This is a genomic window from Kineococcus xinjiangensis (genome assembly GCF_002934625.1).
GTDB lineage: Bacteria > Actinomycetota > Actinomycetes > Actinomycetales > Kineococcaceae > Kineococcus_A > Kineococcus_A xinjiangensis.
In genome coordinates this window covers 286856-307156 of sequence record NZ_PTJD01000003.1, presented here as the reverse complement: position 1 = coordinate 307156, position 20301 = coordinate 286856, and the positions used below count along the sequence as shown (strand labels likewise).

Here is a 20301-nt window from a genome sequence, read left to right as displayed (position 1 = left end):
GCATCAGGAGCGGTCGGGGAAGACCAGCGAGCGGAAGGTCAGGAACCGGAACACCATCGCGAGGGCCATGCCGATGATGTTGCTGGAGATGTTGTCCGCGAGCGCGCTGGTGAAGCCCAGCACGTTGTGGGAGATGTACAGGCAGAGCACCTGGATGCCGGCGGCGACGGCGCTGAGGAGGAAGAACATGGCGTACTCGCGGCCCGGGTGCTCGCTGCGCCGGTGCGCCCACGTGTAGTACCGGCTGCCGAGGAAGGCGATGCCGATCGCGATGACGCTGGAGACCACCCGGGACGTGAGGTGGTGCACGCCGCTGAAGAGCAGCACGTTGAAGATCAGCACGTCGGCCAGGTAGGCGATGCCGCCGGTGACGAGGAAGCGGAAGACCTCCCCGGCCCGGTCGCTGCGCATCAGGGTCTCCAGGCGGGACGGCTGCGGGACGGACGCGTTCGCGGGCTGGTCGGTCACAGGTACACCGCCACCAGGAGGACCGCGACCCAGACCAGGCCGAGCACGAGGAGGACCCGGTCGTGGAGGACGATCTCCTCCGGCTCCTCGGCCTCCCCGCGGTCGACGTCCACGGCGTAGCGCATGATCGCCAGGACGAAGGGGACGATGGAGACCACGGCCCAGCGCTGGCTGGAGTTGGACAGCGCCGTGAACGCCCACAGCGAGTAGGCGGTGACGACGACCGTGGCGGACAGCGTCCACACGAAGCGCAGGTACGTCGGGGTGTAGCGCTGCACCACGCGCCGCACCTGCCGCCCGGTCAGCTCCCCCTGGCGCGACTCCGCGTAGCGCTTGCCGGCGGCCATGAACAGGGAGCCGAAGGCGGTGGTCATGAGGAACCACTCCGACAGCGGGATGCCCGCCGCGGTCCCGCCGGCCAGGGCGCGCAGCAGGAAGCCGGAGGCGACGCAGGCCAGCTCCACGACGGGCTCGTGCTTGACGCCGAAGCAGTACGCGAGCTGGATGACGGTGTAGATCGCCATCACGACGAGGAGGTCGTAGTCCCAGCTCCCCTCCGCCCCCGTGAAGCCCCACAGGGCGCCCCGCAGTCCCCAGAGGGCGGCGATCGCGTGGGCGACGACGAGGAGCACGACGGCCGTGACGGCTGCCGTGCGGGGGGCCACGGCGCCGGAGGCGATCGGCCGGAACCGCTTCTTCGGGTGGGCGCGGTCGGCCTCGACGTCCCGCACGTCGTTGATCATGTAGATGGCGCTGGCGACGAGGCAGAAGACCCCGAACGCCACGGCGACACCCAGGAAGGCCTCCCCGTCGAGCTGCGACCACCCGGCGGGCAGCAGCGGCGCGACGACGAGGACGTTCTTGACCCACTGGCGGGGGCGGCCGGCCTTGACGAGGGCTGCGGTGCTCACCGGCGGCGGTCCGCGCGGGTGCGGCCGAGCGGGGCGGGCAGCAGGCGCAGCACCCGCGGGGCGACCCCGGCCACCGCGGCGCCGAGGGCGCTGCCGGCGGCGACGTCGCTCGGGTAGTGCACGCCGACGACGAGGCGCGAGAGCGCCATCGCCGGTGTCAGCGGCGCCAGCCGCCGCGCGCCGAGGAGGCGCCCGAACGCCACGACCGCCGCCGTGGTGGAGGTGGCGTGCGAGGAGGGCAGGCTCCAGCGGCTGGGCGTTCCCGCGTGCACCAGCAGGTGCGGGTGCTGCGGGCGGGTCCGGCGGGTGACCCGCTTCAGCACGACGCTGGCCCCGTGGGCGGCCACGACCGCGGCGGTCGCCTCCACCCACTCCCGGCGCCGCCCACGGTCGACGAGGGCACCGGCGGCGCCCGCGGCGATCCAGACCGCCGCGTGCTCACCGGCGTGGCTCATCAGCTGCGCCGTGCGCACCACCGCGGGGGTGCGCAGGCGCGACTGCACCGCCAGCAGCAGCCGCAGGTCGGCGTTCGTCGGCGGGGCCTCGACCGGCAGGGCCGCTCCGGTCGCCGCGGCCTCCTCGATCACCGCCTCCTCGATCACCGCCGCCCCGCTCGTGGCCGCCTCGCTCGTCGTCACGTCGTCCGTCCTCCCCCGCCTCGCGGCGCGGTCCTGATCGGTGTGGTTGCTGGTCCGTGGTGCCTGCGGGGCGCTGCTCACCGCAGCCGGCCCACCGCGGCGTGGATGTCCTCGTCGGCGACGAGCCTCCCCTGCTCCAGGACCACGCCGCGCGAGCACAGCGTGGAGACCATGTCGAGGTCGTGGCTGACGATGACGAGGGTGCGGCCCTCCTCGCGCAGCTCCCGGATGCGGCCGAGGCACTTCTGCTGGAAGGGCGCGTCCCCGACGGCGAGGATCTCGTCGATGAGGAAGATCTCGGGGTCGGTGTGCACGGCCACGGCGAAGGCGAGGCGCAGGAACATCCCCGAGGAGTAGAACTTGACCTCGGTGTCGATGAAGCGCTCGATCTCGGAGAACGCGACGATCTGGTCGAAGCGCTGCTTGATCGTGGCCTCGTCCATGCCGAGGATCGCCCCGTTGAGGTAGACGTTCTCCCGGCCGGTGAGGTCCGGGTGGAAGCCCGCCCCGACCTCGATGAGCCCGGCGATGCGCCCGCGCAGGAGGACCTGGCCGGCGTCGGGGCTCATCACCCCGGAGATGAGCTTCAGCAGGGTCGACTTGCCGGAGCCGTTCAGGCCGAGCAGGGCCACGGCCTCCCCCTCCCCCACCTCGAAGCCGACGTCGTCGAGGGCGAGGAAGGAGTTGCCGAGGTCCTTGCCGCGGAAGGCGGAGACGGCGAGGTTCTTCAGGCTGCGGTCGTGGCGCAGCACGAAGCGCTTGGAGACGGACTGCACCGCGATGGTGGTGCTCGTCCGGCGGGTGCTGCTCATCGTGGTCACGGTCTCCTACAGCTCCTGCGCGAAGCGGCCCTCGAGCCGGCGGAAGGTGAACTGGCCGAGGACGAGGACGGCGACGGCGATGCCGAGGGACAGCAGGCCGTTCCACAGCAGGTTCGGCGGCAGCTCGTAGGGCTTCGTCGTCGCGCCGTACCAGAAGCCGTAGTGGAACAGCTCCACCGCCGAGGTGACGGGGTTGAGCTGGTACACCGTCAGCAGCCAGTCCGGCAGCTCGGCCCGGCGGATGGCGTCGCGGACGTGCACCCAGGTGTAGAGCACCGGTGAGGTCCACGTCACGACGAGCAGCAGCAGGTCGACGATGTTCTCGAAGTCCCGGTAGAGCACGTTGATCGCCCCGAAGAGCAGCCCGAGGCCGACCGCGAGCACCACGATGATCGCGAACCCGAGCGCCCCGCCCGCGAGCTGGCCGAGGGTCGGCCGCCAGCCCGCGATCAGCGTGCCGATGAGCAGGACCACGAACTGGGGCAGGAAGTGCACCGCCGCCACCCACGCCGAGGCGACGGGGAACAGCTCCCGCGGCAGGTAGATCTTCTTCACCAGCGGTGCGTTGCCCACCACCGCCCGGGTGGCGTTGCCGAACGTCTCCGAGAAGTAGTTGATGACGACGATCCCGGCGAACAGGTACACCGCGAAGTTCTCGACGTCCTGGCCCACCTTGAGGAAGACGCCCAGGGCGAAGAAGAAGACGCAGAACTGCACCGCAGGCTTCACGTAGGACCACAGCAGCCCCAGCGCGGAACCCTGGTAGCGGACCCGCAGCTCCTTGCGGACCAGCAGCCGCAGCAGGTACCGGCGCTGCAGGACGTCGAGCAGCCCGCGGCCGCGGCCGGGGATCTCGAAGCCGTCCTCCCCCGCCCGGGGGCGCGCGCCCGCCGGAGCGCCGGTCACCCCGCTCAGCGTCCCTCTCCCGCGACGGCCCGGGGGCCCCCACCTGCGGGCGACGTGGTCCCACCCTGCTGCGCCGGGACCGAGGCCCGCACCCCGGGCCGCTCGACCGAGATCGTGCTGGCGTCGAAGATCGTGTCCCACGCCTCGACCGACGTGAAGTGCGGCAGCTGCTCGCGGTACGCCTTCGACAGCTCGTCCCAGCGCTGCCAGAGCTGCCGGTGCGCCGCGGCGCTCTTGGTCAGCAGCTCCCGGAACCGCTTCGGGTCGCGCTTGTACCAGGCGGCCGCGGTGCCGTCGGCCGTGGAGACGACCGCGGAGTCGTAGTGCGCCAGCCGCCACCACGTGGAGTCCATCGCCGCGAGGCGCCCCTCGGGCCGCTGCAGCGCCTCGGGGGCCGGTGCCGTCGCGAGCTGGCGCGCCACCACCGACGCCGCCCACGGCAGCAGCGTGAACTTGTTCGGCGACTGCGGCTCCTTGCCCTTCTTGGGGGGCTTGCGCCGCCGCGCCGCGGGGAAGGCGTCCACGTCGGTGGAGGTCTTGGCGTCGGGGAACTCCTTGCGCAGCGCCCGCACCTCCGCCGTGCGGGTCGGCAGCGTCCGCAGCAGGTGCTCCGGCCCGGCGAGCACGTCCTCCAGCGCCATCAGCCGCAGCGCCTCCGTGGAGTACTGCATGGAGATGAGGTGCTTGACGTCGGTGAAGACGCTCTCGCGGAAGATCCGCCCGCCGTGCTCGTACGGGGAGTGCAGCAGCGCCGCCACGATCCGGTTGCGCTCGTGGAAGTAGGCCTGCCAGTCGGTGGAGTCGTCCTTGTCGATCCAGGAGACGTGCCACACCGCAGCACCGGGCAGGCTCACCGTGGGGAAGCCCGCCTCCGCGGCGCGCAGCCCGTACTCGGCGTCGTCCCACTTGATGAACACCGGCAGGGACAGGCCGACCTCGCGCAGCACCTCGACGGGGATGAGGCACATCCACCAGCCGTTGTAGTCGACGTCGGCGCGCTTGTGCATCCACGGCGTCGCGCGCAGGTTCCGCCCGCCGAGGTCGTGGCGCTCGACCAGGCCGGGCAGGGCCCCCCAGAAGAAGCGGTACAGGTCGACGCGCTCGCCGAAGGAGTGCAGGACGCTGCGGTCGAACATGTCGAACATGTGGCCGCCCACGATCGTGGGCCGGCGGCAGGACGCCGCGAACTGCAGCGCCCGCAGGATCCCCTCGGTCTCGACGATGATGTCGTCGTCGAGGAGGAGGACGTAGTCGCTGCGCCCGGCGCGCAGGGTCTCCCGCATGCCGCGGGCGAAACCGCCCGAGCCGCCCAGGTTGCCCTGCCGGACGATGCGCAGCTGCTCCCCCAGCGCCTCGGCGACCTCGGCGAACCCGGGCTGGTCCTGCACGAGCTGGTCGCCCTGGTCCATGATCAGGACCTCGTCGAGCACCTCGCGCACGTCCGGGGCCTCCGCCAGCGAGCGCAGCAGCGCCAGGCAGAAGTCGGGGCGGTTGTACGTGGTGACGGCGATGGACAGCGTCGCGGGCGAGTCGTGACGGGGCCGGGTGCCCGCCGGCTCGGTCACCTGCCACTCCGCCTCCAGCAGGGTGGTGTCCTGGCCGCCGGCGCTGACGTCGAACCAGTACCAGCCGCCGTCGCCGAAGGAGGCCAGCGACAGCTCCAGCTCCAGCGGGCGGCCCCCGGCGACGGCGCGGGAGGTGACGCGCTGGCGCAGACCGCGGGCGTTGGAGCGGTAGACCGTGACGGTGCCCTCCGCCTCCAGCAGGACGCGCAGGCGCACCGCGCTCGCACTCGTCCAGCGCCGCCAGTAGCTGGCCGGGAAGGCGTTGAAGTACGTCGCGAACGACGCGCGCGCACCCGCGCGCACCACGAGGCCGCGCCGGCCGCGGATGTCCTCGGCGTGGCTCTCCTGCGGCACGGACACGAACTGCGCCGGCGCACCCGCCGACTGCCCCGTCCCGCCCGTGGTGGGCGCCTCCGTCTCCGTCGACGCGGGCGCCGCGACCGCGTGGTCGTAGTCGACGTACAGCGGCAGCGCGTCGGCGTCGGTGTCGGCGGGCAGCACCACGCGCGCCACCGTGCGCCAGGTCGCGCCGGGCAGCTCCGTCAGGACCGTGCTCATGCGTCGACACCCCCGCTGGTCAGGGCCGCCCCGTCGCGGAAGTGCGGGGTCAGCTTGTTGTCCACCGTCGACAGCGCGGCGCCGATGGCCATGTGCATGTCGAGGTACTTGTACGTCCCCAGGCGCCCGCCGAAGAGCACCCCCCGCTCGGCTGCGGCGAGGTCGCGGTACGCCAGCAGGCGCTTGCGGTCCTCGGGCGTGTTCACCGGGTAGTACGGCTCGTCGCCGTGCTCCGCGAAGCGGGAGTACTCCCGCATGATCACCGTCTTGTCCTTCGGGTAGTCCCGCTCCGGGTGGAAGTGGCGGAACTCGTGGATCCGGGTGTACGGCACGTCCTCGTCGGCGTAGTTCATCACCGAGGTGCCCTGGAAGTCCCCGATGGGCAGGACCTCCTGCTCGAAGTCGAGCGTCCGCCACGTCAGCCGGCCCTCGGCGTCGCCGAAGTACGTGTCGACGGGGCCGGTGTAGACGACCGGCACGTTGCCGACGACGTTGCCCTTGGAGACCTCCTGGCCGTCGTCGAAGAAGTCCGTCGACAGCCGGACCTCGATGTTCTCGTGGTCGGCGAGGCGCTGCAGCCAGGCGGTGTAGCCGTCGACGGGCAGGCCCTCGTGCGTGTCGTTGAAGTACCGGTTGTCGTACGTGTAGCGCACCGGCAGCCGGGTGACGGTCTCCCCGGGCAGCTCCCGCGGGTCCGTCTGCCACTGCTTGGCGGTGTAGCCGCGGAAGAACGCCTCGTACAGCGGGCGGCCGATCAGCGAGATCGCCTTGTCCTCGAAGTTCGAGGCGGTGGCCGTGTCGACCTCGGCGGCCTGCTCCGCCACCAGCGCCCGGGCCTCGGACGGCGACAGGGCCTTGCGGAAGTACTGGTTGATCGTCGCCAGGCTCACCGGCATCGGGTAGACCTCGCCCCGGTAGGTGGAGAACACCTTGTGCTGGTAGCCCGTGAACTTGGTGAAGCGGCTGACGTGCTGCCACACCCGCTCGTTGGAGGTGTGGAAGAGGTGCGCGCCGTAGCGGTGGACCTCGATCCCGGTCTCCGGCTCCGCCTCCGAGTAGGCGTTGCCGCCGATGTGGTCGCGCCGGTCGATCACCAGGACCCGCAGGCCCAGGTCCTCCGCGCACTGTCGCGCCACGGTCAGGCCGAAGAACCCCGACCCGACGACGACGAGGTCGACGTTCACGCTCCCACCACTCCCGTCGTCCCCGCCCGCCTGTGCGTCCTGCCCGGCCAGCGCCTACTCGTGGTACCGCTCGTCAGCCCTCGCATGGTGGCGTCAGGGTATCCGGTGCGATGTGCGCGATCCGTGAAGCGCCCCGGCGGCGAGCCCGGGCGCGCCCCGCCCTCCCGCGACACCCCCGCCGGCGATCAGGCGCCGGTACGCGACCCGGCGCAGCCCCTCCGGCACGAAGCGGTATCCGCCGCGCACGGCCACGTTGCGGGCCCACTGCGCACCGGTGGTGAACCCCTCGCGGCGCAGGTGGGCCTGCAGCTCCACCTCCGAGCGCCACAGCCGCAGCCCGCCGCGGCGCGCGTAGGAACCGGCCCCCGCGCTGCCCACCCGGTAGAGGACCAGCGGCTCGGCGACGTTGACCACCGCCGCCCCCGCCCCGATCATCCGCGCGAAGAGCCAGTAGTCCTCCAGCAGCGGCAGGTCCCGGTAGCCCCCAGCGGCGGCCACGGCGGAGCGGCGGTAGACGACCGTCGGGTGGTTGAACGGGTCGTGGAAGCGGGCGTACGCCGCGATCCGCGCCGCCCCCGTCGGGGGCGTGCGCCGTCCGACGACGTCGTGCTCGTCGCGACCGATCTCCAGCAGCCCCGCCCCCACCAGGTCCGCGCCCGCCCGGCCGGGCCCACCGGCCAGCAGGGGCAGCTGCACGGCGAAGCGGTGCGGCAGGCTGATGTCGTCGGCGTCCATCCGCGCCACCACGTCGTGGGCGCAGGCGGCCAGGCCCTCCTCCAGCGCACGCGCCAGCCCCACGTTGCGCGGCAGGGGCAGCACCCGCACGGGCACACCGCCCGAGATCCGCCCCAGCGAGTCAAGCACCTCCTGCAGCGCGGCGGGCACGGGGCCGTCGCGGACGACCACCACCTCCGCCGGGCGCAGCTCCTGCTCCGCGGTGACGCTGGCCAGGGCCCGGCGCAACTGGGCGGGCTCGTCACCGGCCCAGACGGGCAGCAGCACCGAGAACGGCGGCAGCAGGGCCTCCTCGACCGCCTCGACCGGCACCTCGGCGGTGCCCGTGGAGCGCCCCGCCGCGGCCTCGACCGCCGCCACGTCCGCCGAGACCTCCCCCAGCCCGGCCAGCACCTCGGCGGTCGGGCGCGGAGCCCGGCCCAGGCCCTGCGCCAGGCCGCCCGCCAGGCCCCGCAGCAGCACGCCCCGCCGCTGCGAGCGCGCGATCGTGCGCGCCCAGCGACGCAGCGTCGACCCGCCGTAGAGCGCCAGCTCCACCGGCTCCAGCGTCCGGCAGCGCAGGTACGTCCACAGCTTGTTGCGGACCTCGAGGACGAAGCGCTCGCCGGGGTCCGCGTCGGTCCCGCCGAAGACGCGGGTGCGGTGCTCCACGGTGCTGGCGGCCACCGCGAGGCCGCGGCGGCGGCGCAGCAGCCGGGTCGTGTACTCGAAGTCGTCGTTCCAGAGGAAGAAGTCGGCCACGGGCAGGCCGTCGGCCCGCACCGCCGCCGCGTCGACGAGGATCGCCACGAAGGAGGCCGAGCGCACCGGGGTGCCACCGGCCGCGGCGGCCGCCGTGAGCTCGTCGCGGGAGGCGCGCGGGCGGCGGCGAGGGGTGTTCATGGGGTGCTCGCGCCCGTCCGTCCACACCACCCGGCTCGCCACCACCGCGGGCGGCTCCCCGGGCACGGCCTCGCGCGCCGCGAGCGCGGCGGCCAGCGCCTCCCGGCGCGGCACGGTGTCGTCGTCCATCAGCCAGACCAGGTCGGCGGCGTGGGCGCGCACCGCCCTGGCCAGCCCCGCGGCGAAGCCGCCGGCTCCCCCGGTGTTGCGCTCCAGGCGCAGGACCTCCAGCGCGGCGCCGAAGCCGAGGGAGTCGCGGGCGGCCTCGACGGCCCCGGCGCTGCCGTCGGAGGAGGCGTTGTCCACGACCACGACCGCGTCGGGGCGCCGCGTCTGCCCGGCCAGGGCGGCCAGGCCCGCCAGCAGCAGCTCGCGGCGGTCGTGGGCGACGACGACGGCCACCACGCGCGGGGCGGTGGCGCGGCTCTCAGTGCTCGGCACGGCCGCTCCTCTCAGGTCCAGGCGGTTCGGTTCGGGGCGGTTGGGTTCGGCCACGGGCGGCTCAGCCACAGGCGGTGATCTCGTAGAGGCGCACGTCCCCCTCCGAGGCGGCGAGGCGGAAGCCCGGCCTGTCCTGGAACAGCCTGAAGGCCGTGTACCCGGCCGGGGCCAGGGCCGGCGGGTCCCACAGCCGCCCCATGTCCAGCACGTAGCGGACCCGCCGCTGCTCCAGCATCGGGCACACCAGCGGGTCCGTGGCCGCGTCCTGGAGGTGGTCGGCGAGGTAGCGCGCGTCCTCCCCGAGCTCGCCGCGCATGTGCGGGTAGAGCACCTCCACCCCGCGGGAGAGGGCGTAGGCGAAGGCGCTGCCGTCCCACGGCGTGCCCGCCACCACCGCCCCCTCGGGCACGTGGCGGCGCAGGTCCTCCAGGAAGCGCTGCTCGTCCGGGTCCACCAGCGACCGCATCGGGTGCCGCTCGACGCGGACGTTGGTCAGGCCCAGCTGGTCGCCGTTGCCGCGCACCTGCGGCACAGCCGCGGCCAGCGCCAGCGCGGCGGCCACGGCGGGCACCGCGTGGCGGGAGCGGAACCGGCGCAGCAGGCGCGCCACCCACAGCGTCCCGAGCACCGCCAGCGCCACCCCCGTCACCGGGACCGTCGCGGCCAGGCGGAAGCGGTCGTTGTACCAGGGGGCCGTCAGCAGCTGCGAGAACGGCGCGTCGGTGCCCGCGGCGATCACGTCCAGCGCCGCGACGAGGAGGTGCCCCACCGCCAGCCACCGCCACCGCGGCCGCCGCAGCGCCACCACCAGGCCGAGGAGGACCAGCGCCGAGACGACGACGTTGCGGGAGGCACCCGCGGGGGCGTTGAGCAGCACCTCCCCCACGGCGTCGGCCACGCCGCGCGTCGCGGGCCAGTCGGCGGTGCGCATCGCGAAGACCCGCGGGCCCACCGCCACCGCACCCGCCGCCACCAGGGCGGCCGCCGCGCCCGTCGCCGCCAGCGCCCGCCACTGCGCGCGACCGCCGCGCCACGGCGACAGTGCCGCCGGCAGCGCCGTGGCCAGCAGCAGCGCCGCGGCCAGCAGGACCGCGAGCAGGAAGGACCCCGGGTGCGCCAGGGCGGTGCCGGCGAGAGCCGCCACGGCGACCAGCAGCGAGCGGACCCGCTCCCCCGCCGCCGGCTGCGCGCCGCCCGCGACCGGGGCCGGCGCGCTCGCGTGCAGCAGCGCGGCGAGGACCACGGGCAGCAGCGCCGTGCCCAGCGTCTGCGGCCACAGCACCCCCCAGCGGTCGATCAGCCACGGGAACGCCACGAACGCCTGGCTGAGCACCGCCGCCAGCAGCACCGGCAGCGGGCGGGCCCCGGCGAGGCGCCGCACCAGCAGCACGCACGCCAGCGGCCAGACCAGCCCGGCGATGAGCAGCACCAGCGCGTTGGCGGCCACGACGGGCGGCACCCCGGCCTCCACCAGCAGCCCCCCGACCGCGTGCCACCCGGCGGGGTAGTAGACGTCCTCGGCGAAGGGGGCGGTCAGCCGCGCCACCGACTCCGGCGAGGCGTTGGAGGTGTCGGCGACCCGCTGGAGGGCGTTCAGGTGGAACATCCCGTCGAAGGTCTGCGACACGGCGTCGGGGCGGCCCAGCCCCCGGTGCACCGACGCGGCGGCCAGCACCGCGGCGATCGCCAGGCCGCCGGCCGCGGCGGCCAGCACCCGGCGCCCGTCGGGGCCCTCGACGTCGGGACCGTGCGATGTGGGCCTGCGGGCCCGGGGTCCGGCGACGTCGGGGCCCCGCTCGGGGTGGTCCGGGCCGGCGGCGGGAGCGCGGGCGTCGAGCACGCCCAGCAGGAGGGAGCAGAGCCAGGCGGCCAGCGCGGCGCCGCCGGTGACCAGCACCACCGGGGCCGCGCCCCAGCCCAGGCCCGCGCGGGGCGCCACGACCGCGGCGGCACCGACGAGGAGGACGGACACGGCCGGGGCCGCACCCGCCACCGCCAGGCCGCGCTGGCCGAGGGCGCGCAGGACCAGCACGCCCGGCAGGAGGAGCACCAGCGCCCCCAGCAGCAGCGCCGGAACCGCACCTGCCCAGCTCACCGGAGCGCCACGGGAGCGACGTGCACGCGGGCGACCTTCCATCCGGGACCGGCACCCGCAGCCGGGGCCGCCTCACCCTAGCGGGGCCCCGAGCCGCACCGGACCCACCACGCGGGCGGTGGCGGGGCCCGTCCTGCCACCGGCGGCGCGGGCGTGACAGCCGGCCTGCGGGCACGCCTCGACACCCGCTGCGGACGGCGCGACCCGCCGGAACCGCGGTCCGGCGCGCAGGCCGGCTGTCGGCTGTCGCGCTACGGGGCGGGCGGGACCTCCGGCGGAACCCTGTTCGGGCCCGCCTCCGCCGGCCGCGGCCGGTCCTGCCGGTGCAGGCGCACCGCGACCAGCGCCACGTCGTCCTCCGGGACCTCCGGGCGCAGCCGCTCCAGCACGCCGTCGCAGAGCTCGTCCAGCGTGCCGCCGCAGACCTCCGCCAGCACCTCGCACAGGGCGGCGGTGCCCTCGTCGAGGGACTGCCCGCGCCGCTCGACGAGGCCGTCGGTGTAGAGGAGGACGGTGGTGCCCCACTCCAGCTCCGCCGTGGTCTCCGCCCGGTCCACCGCCGCCCACAGCCCGAGGAGGAGGTCGGCCTCCTCCCCGCCGAGGACCTCGATGCGCCCGTCGGGGTGGACGACCACGGGCGGCGGGTGCCCGGCGTTGGACCAGCGCAGCCGGGCGCGCCGGCGCGAGCGCAGGTCCTCGTCCTGCTCCAGCCGCGCGACGACGGCGGTCGCGGTGGTGCCGACCTGCAGTCCCTCGACGGCGCGGTCCAGCCGCTGCAGCACCCGGGCCGGGCCCTCCTCGGTGGTGAAGGCGATGCCGCGCAGCAGGCTGCGCAGCTGCCCCATCGCGGCCGCGGCGGCGGTGTCGTGGCCCACGACGTCGCCGATGACGAGAACGGTGGAGCCGTCGGACTGCAGGAAGGCGTCGTACCAGTCGCCGCCCACCTGCGCGGCCTCGGCGGCGGGCTCGTAGCGGACGACGAGCTGCAGGTGGTCGGGCTCGGGCGGGGCGCTGAGCAGGCTGCGCTGCAGCTCCTCGGCGAGCCGGCGCTGCTGGGCGTAGAGGCGGGCGTTGTCCAGCGCCAGGCCCGCCCGTGCCGCCACCTCGCGGGCGGTGGCGAGGTCCTCCGCGCCGAGCGGTCCGCGCTGCGCGTCGGTGAAGACGGTGAGCAGGCCGACGGTGCGGTCGCGTCCCCGCAGGGGCAGCACCGCCGCGCCCACCGGGGCCAGGCGCAGGAGGAGGTCGCGGGCCTCGCCGCGGCCGAGGTACTGGGCGATGGCCTCGGAGGCGGGCGGCTCCACGAGCGCGGGCTGCCCGGTGCGCAGGGCCCGGGCGACGTAGGAGGCGTCGCTGAGCGCCTGCAACCGCAGCTGCGCGTAGCGCTCCACGAGGGGGCGGGCCTCGTCGTCGGCGTGCCACCAGCCCACGTCGCGCAGCGCCTGGTCGTCGTCGCCGACGAGGGTGACGATGCACCAGTCGGCCAGCGCGGGGACCACCATCTGCGCCAGTCGGGCGACGGCCACCTCGGCGTCGAGGGTGGCGGCGAGCTCCGCGCTGACGTCGGAGAGCAGGGCGAGGCGGCGGGTGGCGGCCTCGGCGGCGACCCGGGCCGCGCGGCGCTCGGTGACGTCCTCGAAGTACACCGACAGCCCGTCGGGGCCGGGCCACGCCCGGATCTCGAACCATGCGTCCAGGGGCGCCGGGTAGTAGGTCTCGAAGGTGCGGACCTCCCCGCTGCTCATGGCCTCCCGGTACGCCCGCTCCGCGGGGGTGCCGAGGAGTGCGGGGAACAGCGTCCACAGGTCCCTGCCGAGGGCGTCCTCCAGGCGCATGCCGAGGATCGCGAGGGCCTGGGGGTTGGCGTAGGTGACGCGCCAGTCCCGGTCGAGGGCGGCGAAGCCCTCGTGCATCGCCTCCAGGACCCGCACCACGCGCGCCTGGGCGTCCTTGGCGTCGGTGCTGTCGTAGGCGACGCCGAGGACACGGGCGGGGGCGCCGTCGGCGTCGGCGAGCACCCGGCCGCGGGCCTGCACCCAGCGCACCAGCGCGTCGGGGCGCACGATGCGGTACTCCAGCTCGAAGGACGCGCAGGCCTCGATGGCGGCGCCCAGCTCGGCGCTGACGCGGGCGCGGTCGTCGGGGTGCACCCGCGCCTCGAAGCTGGCGATGCTGTGGTCGAAGCTGGCCTCGTCGTAGCCGAAGAGCTCGATGAGGCGGGCGTCCCAGGTGAGCTCGCCGGTGCGCAGGTCCCAGTCGTAGCCGCCGACCCCGGCGGCGTCGATGGCCAGCGCCCAGCGCAGCCGGTCGGCCTCCACCTGCAGGGCCAGCGCGGACAGCTCCAGCTCGGCCAGGGCGGAGGCGGCGAGCTGCTCCAGCAGCGCCACGTCCGCGACCGTCCACGTCCGCGGCTCGGTCTCCGCCACACCCAGCACGCCGGCCGTGCTGCCGTCCTCGCGCACGAGGGGCAGCCCGAGGTAGGAGGCGATGCGCCCCGAGCGGACCCCCGGCACGTCGGCGAGGCGGGCGTCGGCGGGGGCGTCGGCCACCAGCACCGGCTTCGCCTCGGCGGCGACCACGCGGGAGAGGGTCCGGGCGTCCTCCCCGGGCTCCGGCGCCGCCCGGAACAGCGTCAGGTGGGCCCACGGCGCCTGCAGCAGCCGTGCGGCCAGCGCCTGCACCCGTTCGACGACCGGCGTGCGCCGGTCCCGCTCCCCTGCCGCCTGCACACCGCTCCCGGTCCGTCGCGGCCCGCGGCTCCTGAGCGCGGGCACCGGCCACCTCGGGCCCCGCTACAGCGTAGGAGGGCGCGCCGCCCGCGTCTCCTCCACCCACGCCTGCCCACCTCCCCCGGCGGCCCCGCCGCGGAGCCGGGCGGCCCCTATCCTCGTCCGCCGAGAGGCGGCCGCGACGGAGCGGGCGCCGCGAGGCTGGAGGTCTCCCCATGCAGTGCACCGGTTCGGCAGCCCTCGTCACCGGCGGGGCCTCCGGTCTGGGGGCCGCGACGGCCCGGACCCTGGCGGCGCGGGGGGCCCGGGTGTTCGCCCTCGACCTGCCGGCGGGGGTGGAGACCGCCACGGCCGCGGGCGGGGTCGCCGACGGCGTGACCCTCGTGCCGGCCGACGTGACGGACCCGCTGCAGGTGCGCGCGGCGGTGGAGCAGGTCACCGCCTCCGGGCTGCCGCTGCGGGTGGCGGTGAACTGCGCGGGGATCGCGCCCGGCGCTCGGGTCCTCAGCCGTTCCGGCCCGCACGACGTGGACCTCTTCCGCCGCGTGGTCGAGGTGAACCTCGTGGGGACGTTCGCGGTGGTGGTCGCGGCGGCGGAGGCGATGGCCGCGGCGGAGCCCGGCGCCGACGGGCAGCGCGGCGTCATCGTCAACACCGCGTCGGTGGCGGCGTTCGACGGGCAGATCGGGCAGGCGGCGTACTCCGCGTCGAAGGCGGCGGTGGCGGGGATGACCCTGCCGCTGGCGCGCGACCTGGCCTCCTCGGGCATCCGGGTGGTGACGATCGCGCCCGGCATCGTCGACACGCCGCTGCTGGCGGGGGTGGACGAGGACTTCCGCGCGGGGCTGGCGGCGAGCGTGCCGTTCCCGAAGCGGCTGTGCCGCCCGGACGAGTTCGCCCAGCTCGTCGCGATGGTGGTGGAGCACGACTACCTCAACGGCGAGACGATCCGCATGGACGGCGCGCTGCGGATGGCGCCGCGGTAGGGAGATCGGCCCGGCCCCCTCAGGCGGCCGCCTCCGCCAGCCAGGCCGGGGCGGGTCCCATCCCGAGGCGGTGGCGGGCGGCCGCCTCCGAGGCGCTGTACGGGCCGAGCACCACCTCGAGCGCGCGCAGCTGGAGCCTCGTCCGCCACAGCCGCGCCCGGCCCCGCGACCCGCCGCCGTCCCGGCCGGCGACCCCGGCGAAGGGGGCGACGACCGGGGAGAGCACCTGCTCCGCGGCTGCGTGCAGGCCCGCGTAGAAGAGGCGCTCCGGGCGGCTGAGCCCGGGCGGGGACGCGAGGAACTCGTGCAGGTCGGCGGGCACCGGCTCGAGCGCGGGCGCGAAGGCCGCCAGCGCCTCGGCGAGCTCCGCCCGGGTAGTGGGCAGGTCGCGGGCGCCGAGCGCCTCGGCGCTGCGTCTCCAGTCGGCCACGTAGGCGTCGGGCCAGCGCCGGCCGAAGCGGGGCGCCAGGTCGGCGCCGACGGCGAGCTGGGCGGCGAGGAAGGCGTCGGTGAAGGCCAGGTGCACCCAGCGCAGCAGGGCGGGGTCGGAGGCGGCGTAGCGGCGCCCGGCGTCGTCGCTGCCCCGGACGCGGGTGTGCAGGGAGCGCACGCGCGCCGCCTCGCGCTCGGCGAGCTGGGTGGAGCCGAAGGTGCTCACCACCAGCCAGCGCGCGGTGCCGGCCAGGCGCAGCCAGGGGTCCTGCCGGTAGGCGGAGTGGCGCTGCACCCCTGCGAGGGCGAGCGGGTGGGCACCCTGGCCGAGGAGGGCCGCGACCCCGCCGACGAGGGTCGAGGTGTCGCCGTGGACCTCCCAGACGAGGCCGCCGGGCTCGAACCAGCCGGGGCCCTCCCCCACGGTGGCGATGTCGCGCACCCAGTCGGGCGCCCCGGTGGGGTCGCCGGAGACGCGGGAGCGGAAGCCGCGGCGGATCCGTTCCGGCAGGCCGGCCGGGAGGGTGGGTGCGGAGAGGGGCCGTGGGGTGGGGGCGGGGGCCACCCCAGCAGCGTCACCCGCGGCGCCGTGCCGCGCGACCCGGCCGGCGCGAGCGGTGGGTGGGCCCGAGCGGCTGCGGGTGTCAGCCGCTGCTCTCCAGGCGGCCGAGGTCGTCGCGGCAGCGCTGCTCGAGCTCGTCGAACTCGGCGAGGGTCTGCTGCAGGTCGCGCTGGCGCTGGAGCAGCTCGGCGCGGCGGCGGTGGATCTGCTCCAGCAGGTAGCGCAGCTGGCCGGTCTCGCCGGGCTCGGCGTCGTACATGTCGAGGATGGTGCGGATCTCCTCCAGGGAGAAGCCGAGCCGCTTGCCGCGCAGGACCAGGGCCAGGCGGACCCGGTCGCGGGGGCGGAAGAGCCGCTGCTGCCCGCGGCGCTCGGGGCTGATGAGGCCCTGGTCCTCGTACCAGCGGATGGTGCGCAGGGTGATGCCGAACTCCTCCGCCACCTGGGCGATGGTGTGCGTCCCGCCCGGGGGTTCCGCGGTCCGCGTCCCGCCCTCGGCACGCCCGCTGCCGGCCTCCGCCGTCGTGTCCACCGCGACCCCCTTGCACCGTCGGCCCAGGAAGCTTACGTTTACGTCAACGGCAGCGTAGCGCGGCCGGGCGGGCGACGGGGCCCGCCGACGATGCGGGAGGAGCGTCGGGCATGTCGGTGACAGCCCCCACGGCGAGGACCGCCACATCCAGCAGCGCACCCACGATGCACGAGCTGGTCGCGGAGCTGCAGGAGCGCCTCGCACGGGCCCGGCAGGGCGGCAGCGAGTCGGCGCGGGCGCGCCACACCGCCCGCGGCAAGCTCCTCCCCCGCGACCGCGTCGACCGCCTCCTCGACCCCGGCTCCCCCTTCCTGGAGCTGTCGCCGCTGGCGGCGACCGGCATGTACGACGACGCCGTGCCCGCCGCGGGCATCATCACCGGCATCGGGCGGGTCTCCGGCCGCGACTGCGTCGTGGTCGCCAACGACGCGACCGTCAAGGGCGGCACCTACTACCCCGTCACGGTGAAGAAGCACCTGCGCGCCCAGGAGGTCGCCGAGCACAACCGGCTGCCCTGCCTCTACCTCGTGGACTCCGGCGGCGCCTTCCTGCCGCTGCAGGACGAGGTGTTCCCCGACCGGGAGCACTTCGGCCGCATCTTCCGCAACCAGGCCCGCATGTCGGCGCTGGGCATCCCCCAGCTCGCCGCCGTCCTGGGTTCCTGCACGGCGGGCGGGGCCTACGTGCCGGCGATGTCCGACGAGTCGGTCATCGTGCAGGAGCAGGGCACGATCTTCCTCGGCGGCCCGCCGCTGGTGCGCGCGGCCACCGGCGAGGTCGTCACGGCGGAGGAGCTCGGCGGCGGCGACGTCCACGCCCGCACCTCCGGGGTGGTCGACCACCTCGCCCGCGACGACGCCGCGGCGCTCGACGTGCTGCGCTCCCTCGTCGCGACGCTGGAGCGACCCGTCGAACCGTCGCTGCGGCAGGCGGAGCCGGAGGAGCCGCTGCTCGACCCGGCGGAACTGCTCGACGTCGTCCCCACCGACCTGCGCACCCCGTACGACGTGCGCGAGGTCATCCGGCGCATCGTCGACGGTTCCCGCTTCACGGAGTTCAAGGCCCTCTACGGGGAGACGCTCGTCTGCGGGTTCGCCCGCATCTGGGGCTACCCCGTCGGCATCGTCGCCAACAACGGGATCCTCTTCAGCGAGTCGGCACTCAAGGGCGCGCACTTCGTGCAGCTGTGCAACCAGCGCGGCGTCCCGCTGCTGTTCCTGCAGAACATCAGCGGGTTCATGGTGGGCCGCGAGTACGAGAACCGCGGCATCGCCAAGGACGGCGCCAAGCTGGTGACCGCCGTCTCCTGCGCGGTGGTGCCGAAGTTCACCGTGGTGATCGGCGGCTCGTTCGGCGCGGGGAACTACGGCATGTGCGGGCGGGCGTTCGATCCCCGCTTCCTGTGGATGTGGCCGAACGCGCGGATCTCCGTGATGGGCGGGGAGCAGGCGGCGTCGGTCCTCGCGACGGTGCGCCGGGACGGCATCGAGGCCGCCGGCGGAACCTGGTCGGCGGACGAGGAGGAGGAGTTCAAGCAGCCGCTGCGCGAGCAGTACGAGCGGCAGGGCTCCCCCTACTACTCCACCGCCCGGCTGTGGGACGACGGCGTCATCGACCCCACCGAGACCCGCCGCGTCCTCGGGCTCGGGCTGGCCGCCGCCGCGCACGCCCCGATCCCCGCGCCCTCCTACGGCACGTTCCGGATGTGACCCCATGACGACCTCCACGACGTCCCCCGCGAACTCCCCCGTGACGTCCCCCGACGAGACGGCCACCGCCCCGGGGCCCGTGACCGCCCCGGCCTGCCGTCCCTTCGGCACCCTGCTCGTCGCCAACCGCGGCGAGATCGCGGTGCGCGTGCTGCGCGCCGCACGGGAGGCCGGCCTGCGCACGGTGGCCGTCTACTCCGACGCCGACCGCGACGCCCCGCACGTGGCGGAGGCCGACACGGCGGTGCGCCTCGGTCCCGCCCCGGCCGCGGAGTCCTACCTGTCCGTGCCCGCCCTCCTCGCCGCCGCACGGACCGCCGGCGCCGACGCCGTGCACCCCGGGTACGGGTTCCTCTCGGAGCGCGCCGGTTTCGCGCGCGCCTGCGCCGACGCGGGCCTGGTCTTCGTGGGCCCCTCCGCCGACGTCATCGACCTCATGGGCCGCAAGGACGAGGCACGGCGCATCGCGGTCGCGGCGGGCGTGCCGGTCGTACCGGCGCTGGAGCTGCCCAGCGGAACCGAGGCCGCGGAGGTGCTGGAGCAGGCGCTGGCCGAGGTGGGGCTGCCCCTGCTGGTGAAGGCCGCGGCGGGTGGCGGCGGCAAGGGCATGCGCATCGTGCGCAGCGCCGCGGAGCTGACCGATGCGCTCGCCGCCGCCCGGCGGGAGTCGATGGCCGCCTTCGGTGACGACACCATGCTCCTGGAGCGCTACGTCGAGCGGGGCCGGCACATCGAGGTGCAGGTCCTCGCCGACGCGCACGGCTGCGTGCTGCACCTGTTCGAGCGGGACTGCTCCGTCCAGCGACGGCACCAGAAGGTCGTCGAGGAGGCTCCCGCCGCGACGCTGCCGGAGCACGTGCGCGAGGCGGTGACCGGCGCCGCCGTGCGGCTCGCCCGCCACGTCGGCTACGTCAACGCCGGCACCGTGGAGTTCCTCGTCGACGGGGAGGACTTCTACTTCCTGGAGGTGAACACCCGCCTGCAGGTGGAGCACCCCGTCACGGAGCTCGTCACCGGGCTGGACCTGGTGCGCCTGCAGCTCGACGTGGCCCAGGGCCGGCCGCTGCCGTTCGGGCAGGAGGACGTGCGCCTCGACGGGCACGCCATCGAGGTGCGGGTCTACGCCGAGGACCCGGACGCGGGGTTCCTCCCGCAGGCCGGAACCGCCCGCACGGTGCGCTGGCCGCAGCGGGCCCGCGTCGACGAGGCGCTGCGCTCCGGTCAGCAGGTGGGGACCTGGTACGACCCGATGCTCGCCAAGGTCGTCGTGCACGGGCCCGACCGCGACGCCGCCCGGCGCCGGTTGCTGGCCGCGCTGGACGCCACCGCGATCACGGGCCTGACGACGAACACGGGGTTCCTGCGGCGACTGACGGCCTCGGACGCCTACGCGGCCGCGGACATCGACACGGCGTGGCTGGACCGCAACCCCGGCGCGTTCCCGCGCCCCGAGCCGGACGTGGCGCTGTGCGCCGCCGCCTGGGCCGTCGCGGACGCGGCGGGGCAGGGCCACGGGTGGGGTCACGGGCAGGCGCGCTCCGGAGAACCGCACGGCGACCGCTCGCCCTTCGCCACCGGGGACGGCTGGCGCCTCGGCGGCCGGCCGGTGGAGGTCGCCGTCCGGCTGGTCCACGACGGCGGGACGGCGACGCTGCGGGTGGACCGCACCGGAGGTTCGGTCTCCCTGGAGGGTTCCGCCGACGCGGGCGGTTCCGGGCGGCGCTGGGAGGTCCGGCCGGCGGGCCGTGCCGAGCCGCCGGCGCTGCGCCTGGAGATCGACGGCACCGTGCACGACCTGCTCGTCGAGGTGGGGGCGCGGGAGGTCACCGTGGTCCACCGCGGTGAGGTCGTCTCGTTCCCCCGCCCGGAACTGGCTGCGGGAGGCGAGGCCGCCGCCACGGGCGGTGGCGCCCTCACGGCGCCGATGCCGGGCACCGTCGTCGCCGTGAACGCCACCCAGGGGCAGGCGGTCAGCGCCGGCGACGTCCTCGTCGTGATGGAGGCGATGAAGATGGAGCTCCCCCTGCGCTCCCCCGTCGACGGCGTCGTCGCGTCCGTGGACGTGGCGGTCGGTGACCGCATCGCCCTCGGGCACCCGGTCGCCGAGGTGACCGCGGACGGCGGGACCGGCTGACGGCCCGCCCGACGAG

Annotated in this window: 15 protein-coding genes; 3 read left to right on the top strand and 12 right to left on the bottom strand. The window is 75.4% G+C overall.

Annotated features, from left to right (window positions below; genetic code table 11):
* Positions 1–3: 3 nt before the first annotated feature.
* The 10 genes from CLV92_RS06230 to CLV92_RS06185 form a co-directional block, all read right to left on the bottom strand.
* Positions 4–468 (bottom strand): GtrA family protein, encoded by a 465-nt coding sequence (locus tag CLV92_RS06230; RefSeq protein ID WP_104431911.1) that lies wholly within the window; start codon positions 466–468, stop codon positions 4–6.
* The gene (locus CLV92_RS06225) at positions 465–1379 is read right to left on the bottom strand and encodes a decaprenyl-phosphate phosphoribosyltransferase (RefSeq protein WP_104431910.1); all 915 of its coding nucleotides are present in this window, start codon (positions 1377–1379) and stop codon (positions 465–467) included. The genes CLV92_RS06230 and CLV92_RS06225 overlap by 4 nt, the downstream gene beginning before the upstream one ends.
* Positions 1376–1963: a phosphatase PAP2 family protein gene (locus CLV92_RS06220; protein ID WP_425433562.1), complete on the bottom strand. Its 588-nt coding sequence runs from the start codon at positions 1961–1963 to the stop codon at positions 1376–1378. Before CLV92_RS06220 ends, CLV92_RS06225 begins: the two co-directional genes overlap by 4 nt.
* A gap of 131 nt (positions 1964–2094) precedes the next feature.
* Positions 2095–2829: an ABC transporter ATP-binding protein gene (locus tag CLV92_RS06215; protein WP_104432018.1), complete on the bottom strand. Its 735-nt coding sequence runs from the start codon at positions 2827–2829 to the stop codon at positions 2095–2097.
* Between the two features lie 15 nt (positions 2830–2844).
* Complete coding sequence (locus CLV92_RS06210) at positions 2845–3744, bottom strand: ABC transporter permease (protein WP_104431909.1); 900 nt, start codon at positions 3742–3744, stop codon at positions 2845–2847.
* Between the two features lie 5 nt (positions 3745–3749).
* Positions 3750–5867, bottom strand: a complete 2118-nt coding sequence (locus tag CLV92_RS06205; RefSeq protein ID WP_104431908.1) for a glycosyltransferase — start codon at positions 5865–5867, stop codon at positions 3750–3752.
* Complete coding sequence (glf, locus tag CLV92_RS06200; protein WP_104431907.1) at positions 5864–7051, bottom strand: UDP-galactopyranose mutase; 1188 nt, start codon at positions 7049–7051, stop codon at positions 5864–5866. Before glf ends, CLV92_RS06205 begins: the two co-directional genes overlap by 4 nt.
* Before the next feature lie 93 nt (positions 7052–7144).
* Positions 7145–9109 (bottom strand): glycosyltransferase, encoded by a 1965-nt coding sequence (locus CLV92_RS06195; protein WP_104431906.1) that lies wholly within the window; start codon positions 9107–9109, stop codon positions 7145–7147.
* A 61-nt stretch (positions 9110–9170) separates the two neighbouring features.
* Positions 9171–11204 carry a DUF6541 family protein gene (locus CLV92_RS06190; protein ID WP_104431905.1) on the bottom strand — a complete coding sequence of 678 codons (2034 nt, stop codon included), beginning with the start codon at positions 11202–11204 and terminating at the stop codon, positions 9171–9173.
* A 251-nt stretch (positions 11205–11455) separates the two neighbouring features.
* A complete protein-coding gene (locus CLV92_RS06185) occupies positions 11456–13930 on the bottom strand; it encodes a SpoIIE family protein phosphatase (RefSeq protein WP_104431904.1) in 2475 nt (824 codons plus the stop codon).
* Between the two features lie 215 nt (positions 13931–14145).
* On the opposite strand from CLV92_RS06185, the gene CLV92_RS06180 reads away from it, so the two are divergent.
* Positions 14146–14916: an SDR family NAD(P)-dependent oxidoreductase gene (locus tag CLV92_RS06180; RefSeq protein ID WP_104431903.1), complete on the top strand. Its 771-nt coding sequence runs from the start codon at positions 14146–14148 to the stop codon at positions 14914–14916.
* Between the two features lie 19 nt (positions 14917–14935).
* Here the strand turns inward: CLV92_RS06180 and CLV92_RS06175 are convergent, their stop codons facing one another.
* Entirely contained in the window at positions 14936–15913 is a 978-nt protein-coding gene (locus tag CLV92_RS06175; RefSeq protein ID WP_104431902.1) for an oxygenase MpaB family protein, read from the bottom strand.
* Positions 15914–15992: 79 nt separating this feature from the next.
* Positions 15993–16361 (bottom strand): MerR family transcriptional regulator, encoded by a 369-nt coding sequence (locus tag CLV92_RS06170; protein ID WP_342762202.1) that lies wholly within the window; start codon positions 16359–16361, stop codon positions 15993–15995.
* A 191-nt stretch (positions 16362–16552) separates the two neighbouring features.
* On the opposite strand from CLV92_RS06170, the gene CLV92_RS06165 reads away from it, so the two are divergent.
* Both CLV92_RS06165 and CLV92_RS06160 read left to right on the top strand, forming a co-directional pair.
* The gene (locus CLV92_RS06165) at positions 16553–18151 is read left to right on the top strand and encodes a carboxyl transferase domain-containing protein (RefSeq protein ID WP_104431901.1); all 1599 of its coding nucleotides are present in this window, start codon (positions 16553–16555) and stop codon (positions 18149–18151) included.
* Positions 18152–18155: 4 nt separating this feature from the next.
* The gene (locus CLV92_RS06160) at positions 18156–20285 is read left to right on the top strand and encodes an ATP-binding protein (protein ID WP_104431900.1); all 2130 of its coding nucleotides are present in this window, start codon (positions 18156–18158) and stop codon (positions 20283–20285) included.
* Positions 20286–20301 lie beyond the last annotated feature (16 nt).

Bases quoted from the DNA above. Each gene is read 5' to 3' on its own strand.
- CLV92_RS06165 (WP_104431901.1), top strand. From the start codon at position 16,553: ATGTCGGTGACAGCCCCCACGGCGAGGACCGCCACATCCAGCAGCGCA.
- CLV92_RS06180 (WP_104431903.1), top strand. From the start codon at position 14,146: ATGCAGTGCACCGGTTCGGCAGCCCTCGTCACCGGCGGGGCCTCCGGT.
- CLV92_RS06215 (WP_104432018.1), bottom strand. From the start codon at position 2,829: ATGAGCAGCACCCGCCGGACGAGCACCACCATCGCGGTGCAGTCCGTC.
- CLV92_RS06205 (WP_104431908.1), bottom strand. From the start codon at position 5,867: ATGAGCACGGTCCTGACGGAGCTGCCCGGCGCGACCTGGCGCACGGTG.
- CLV92_RS06160 (WP_104431900.1), top strand. From the start codon at position 18,156: ATGACGACCTCCACGACGTCCCCCGCGAACTCCCCCGTGACGTCCCCC.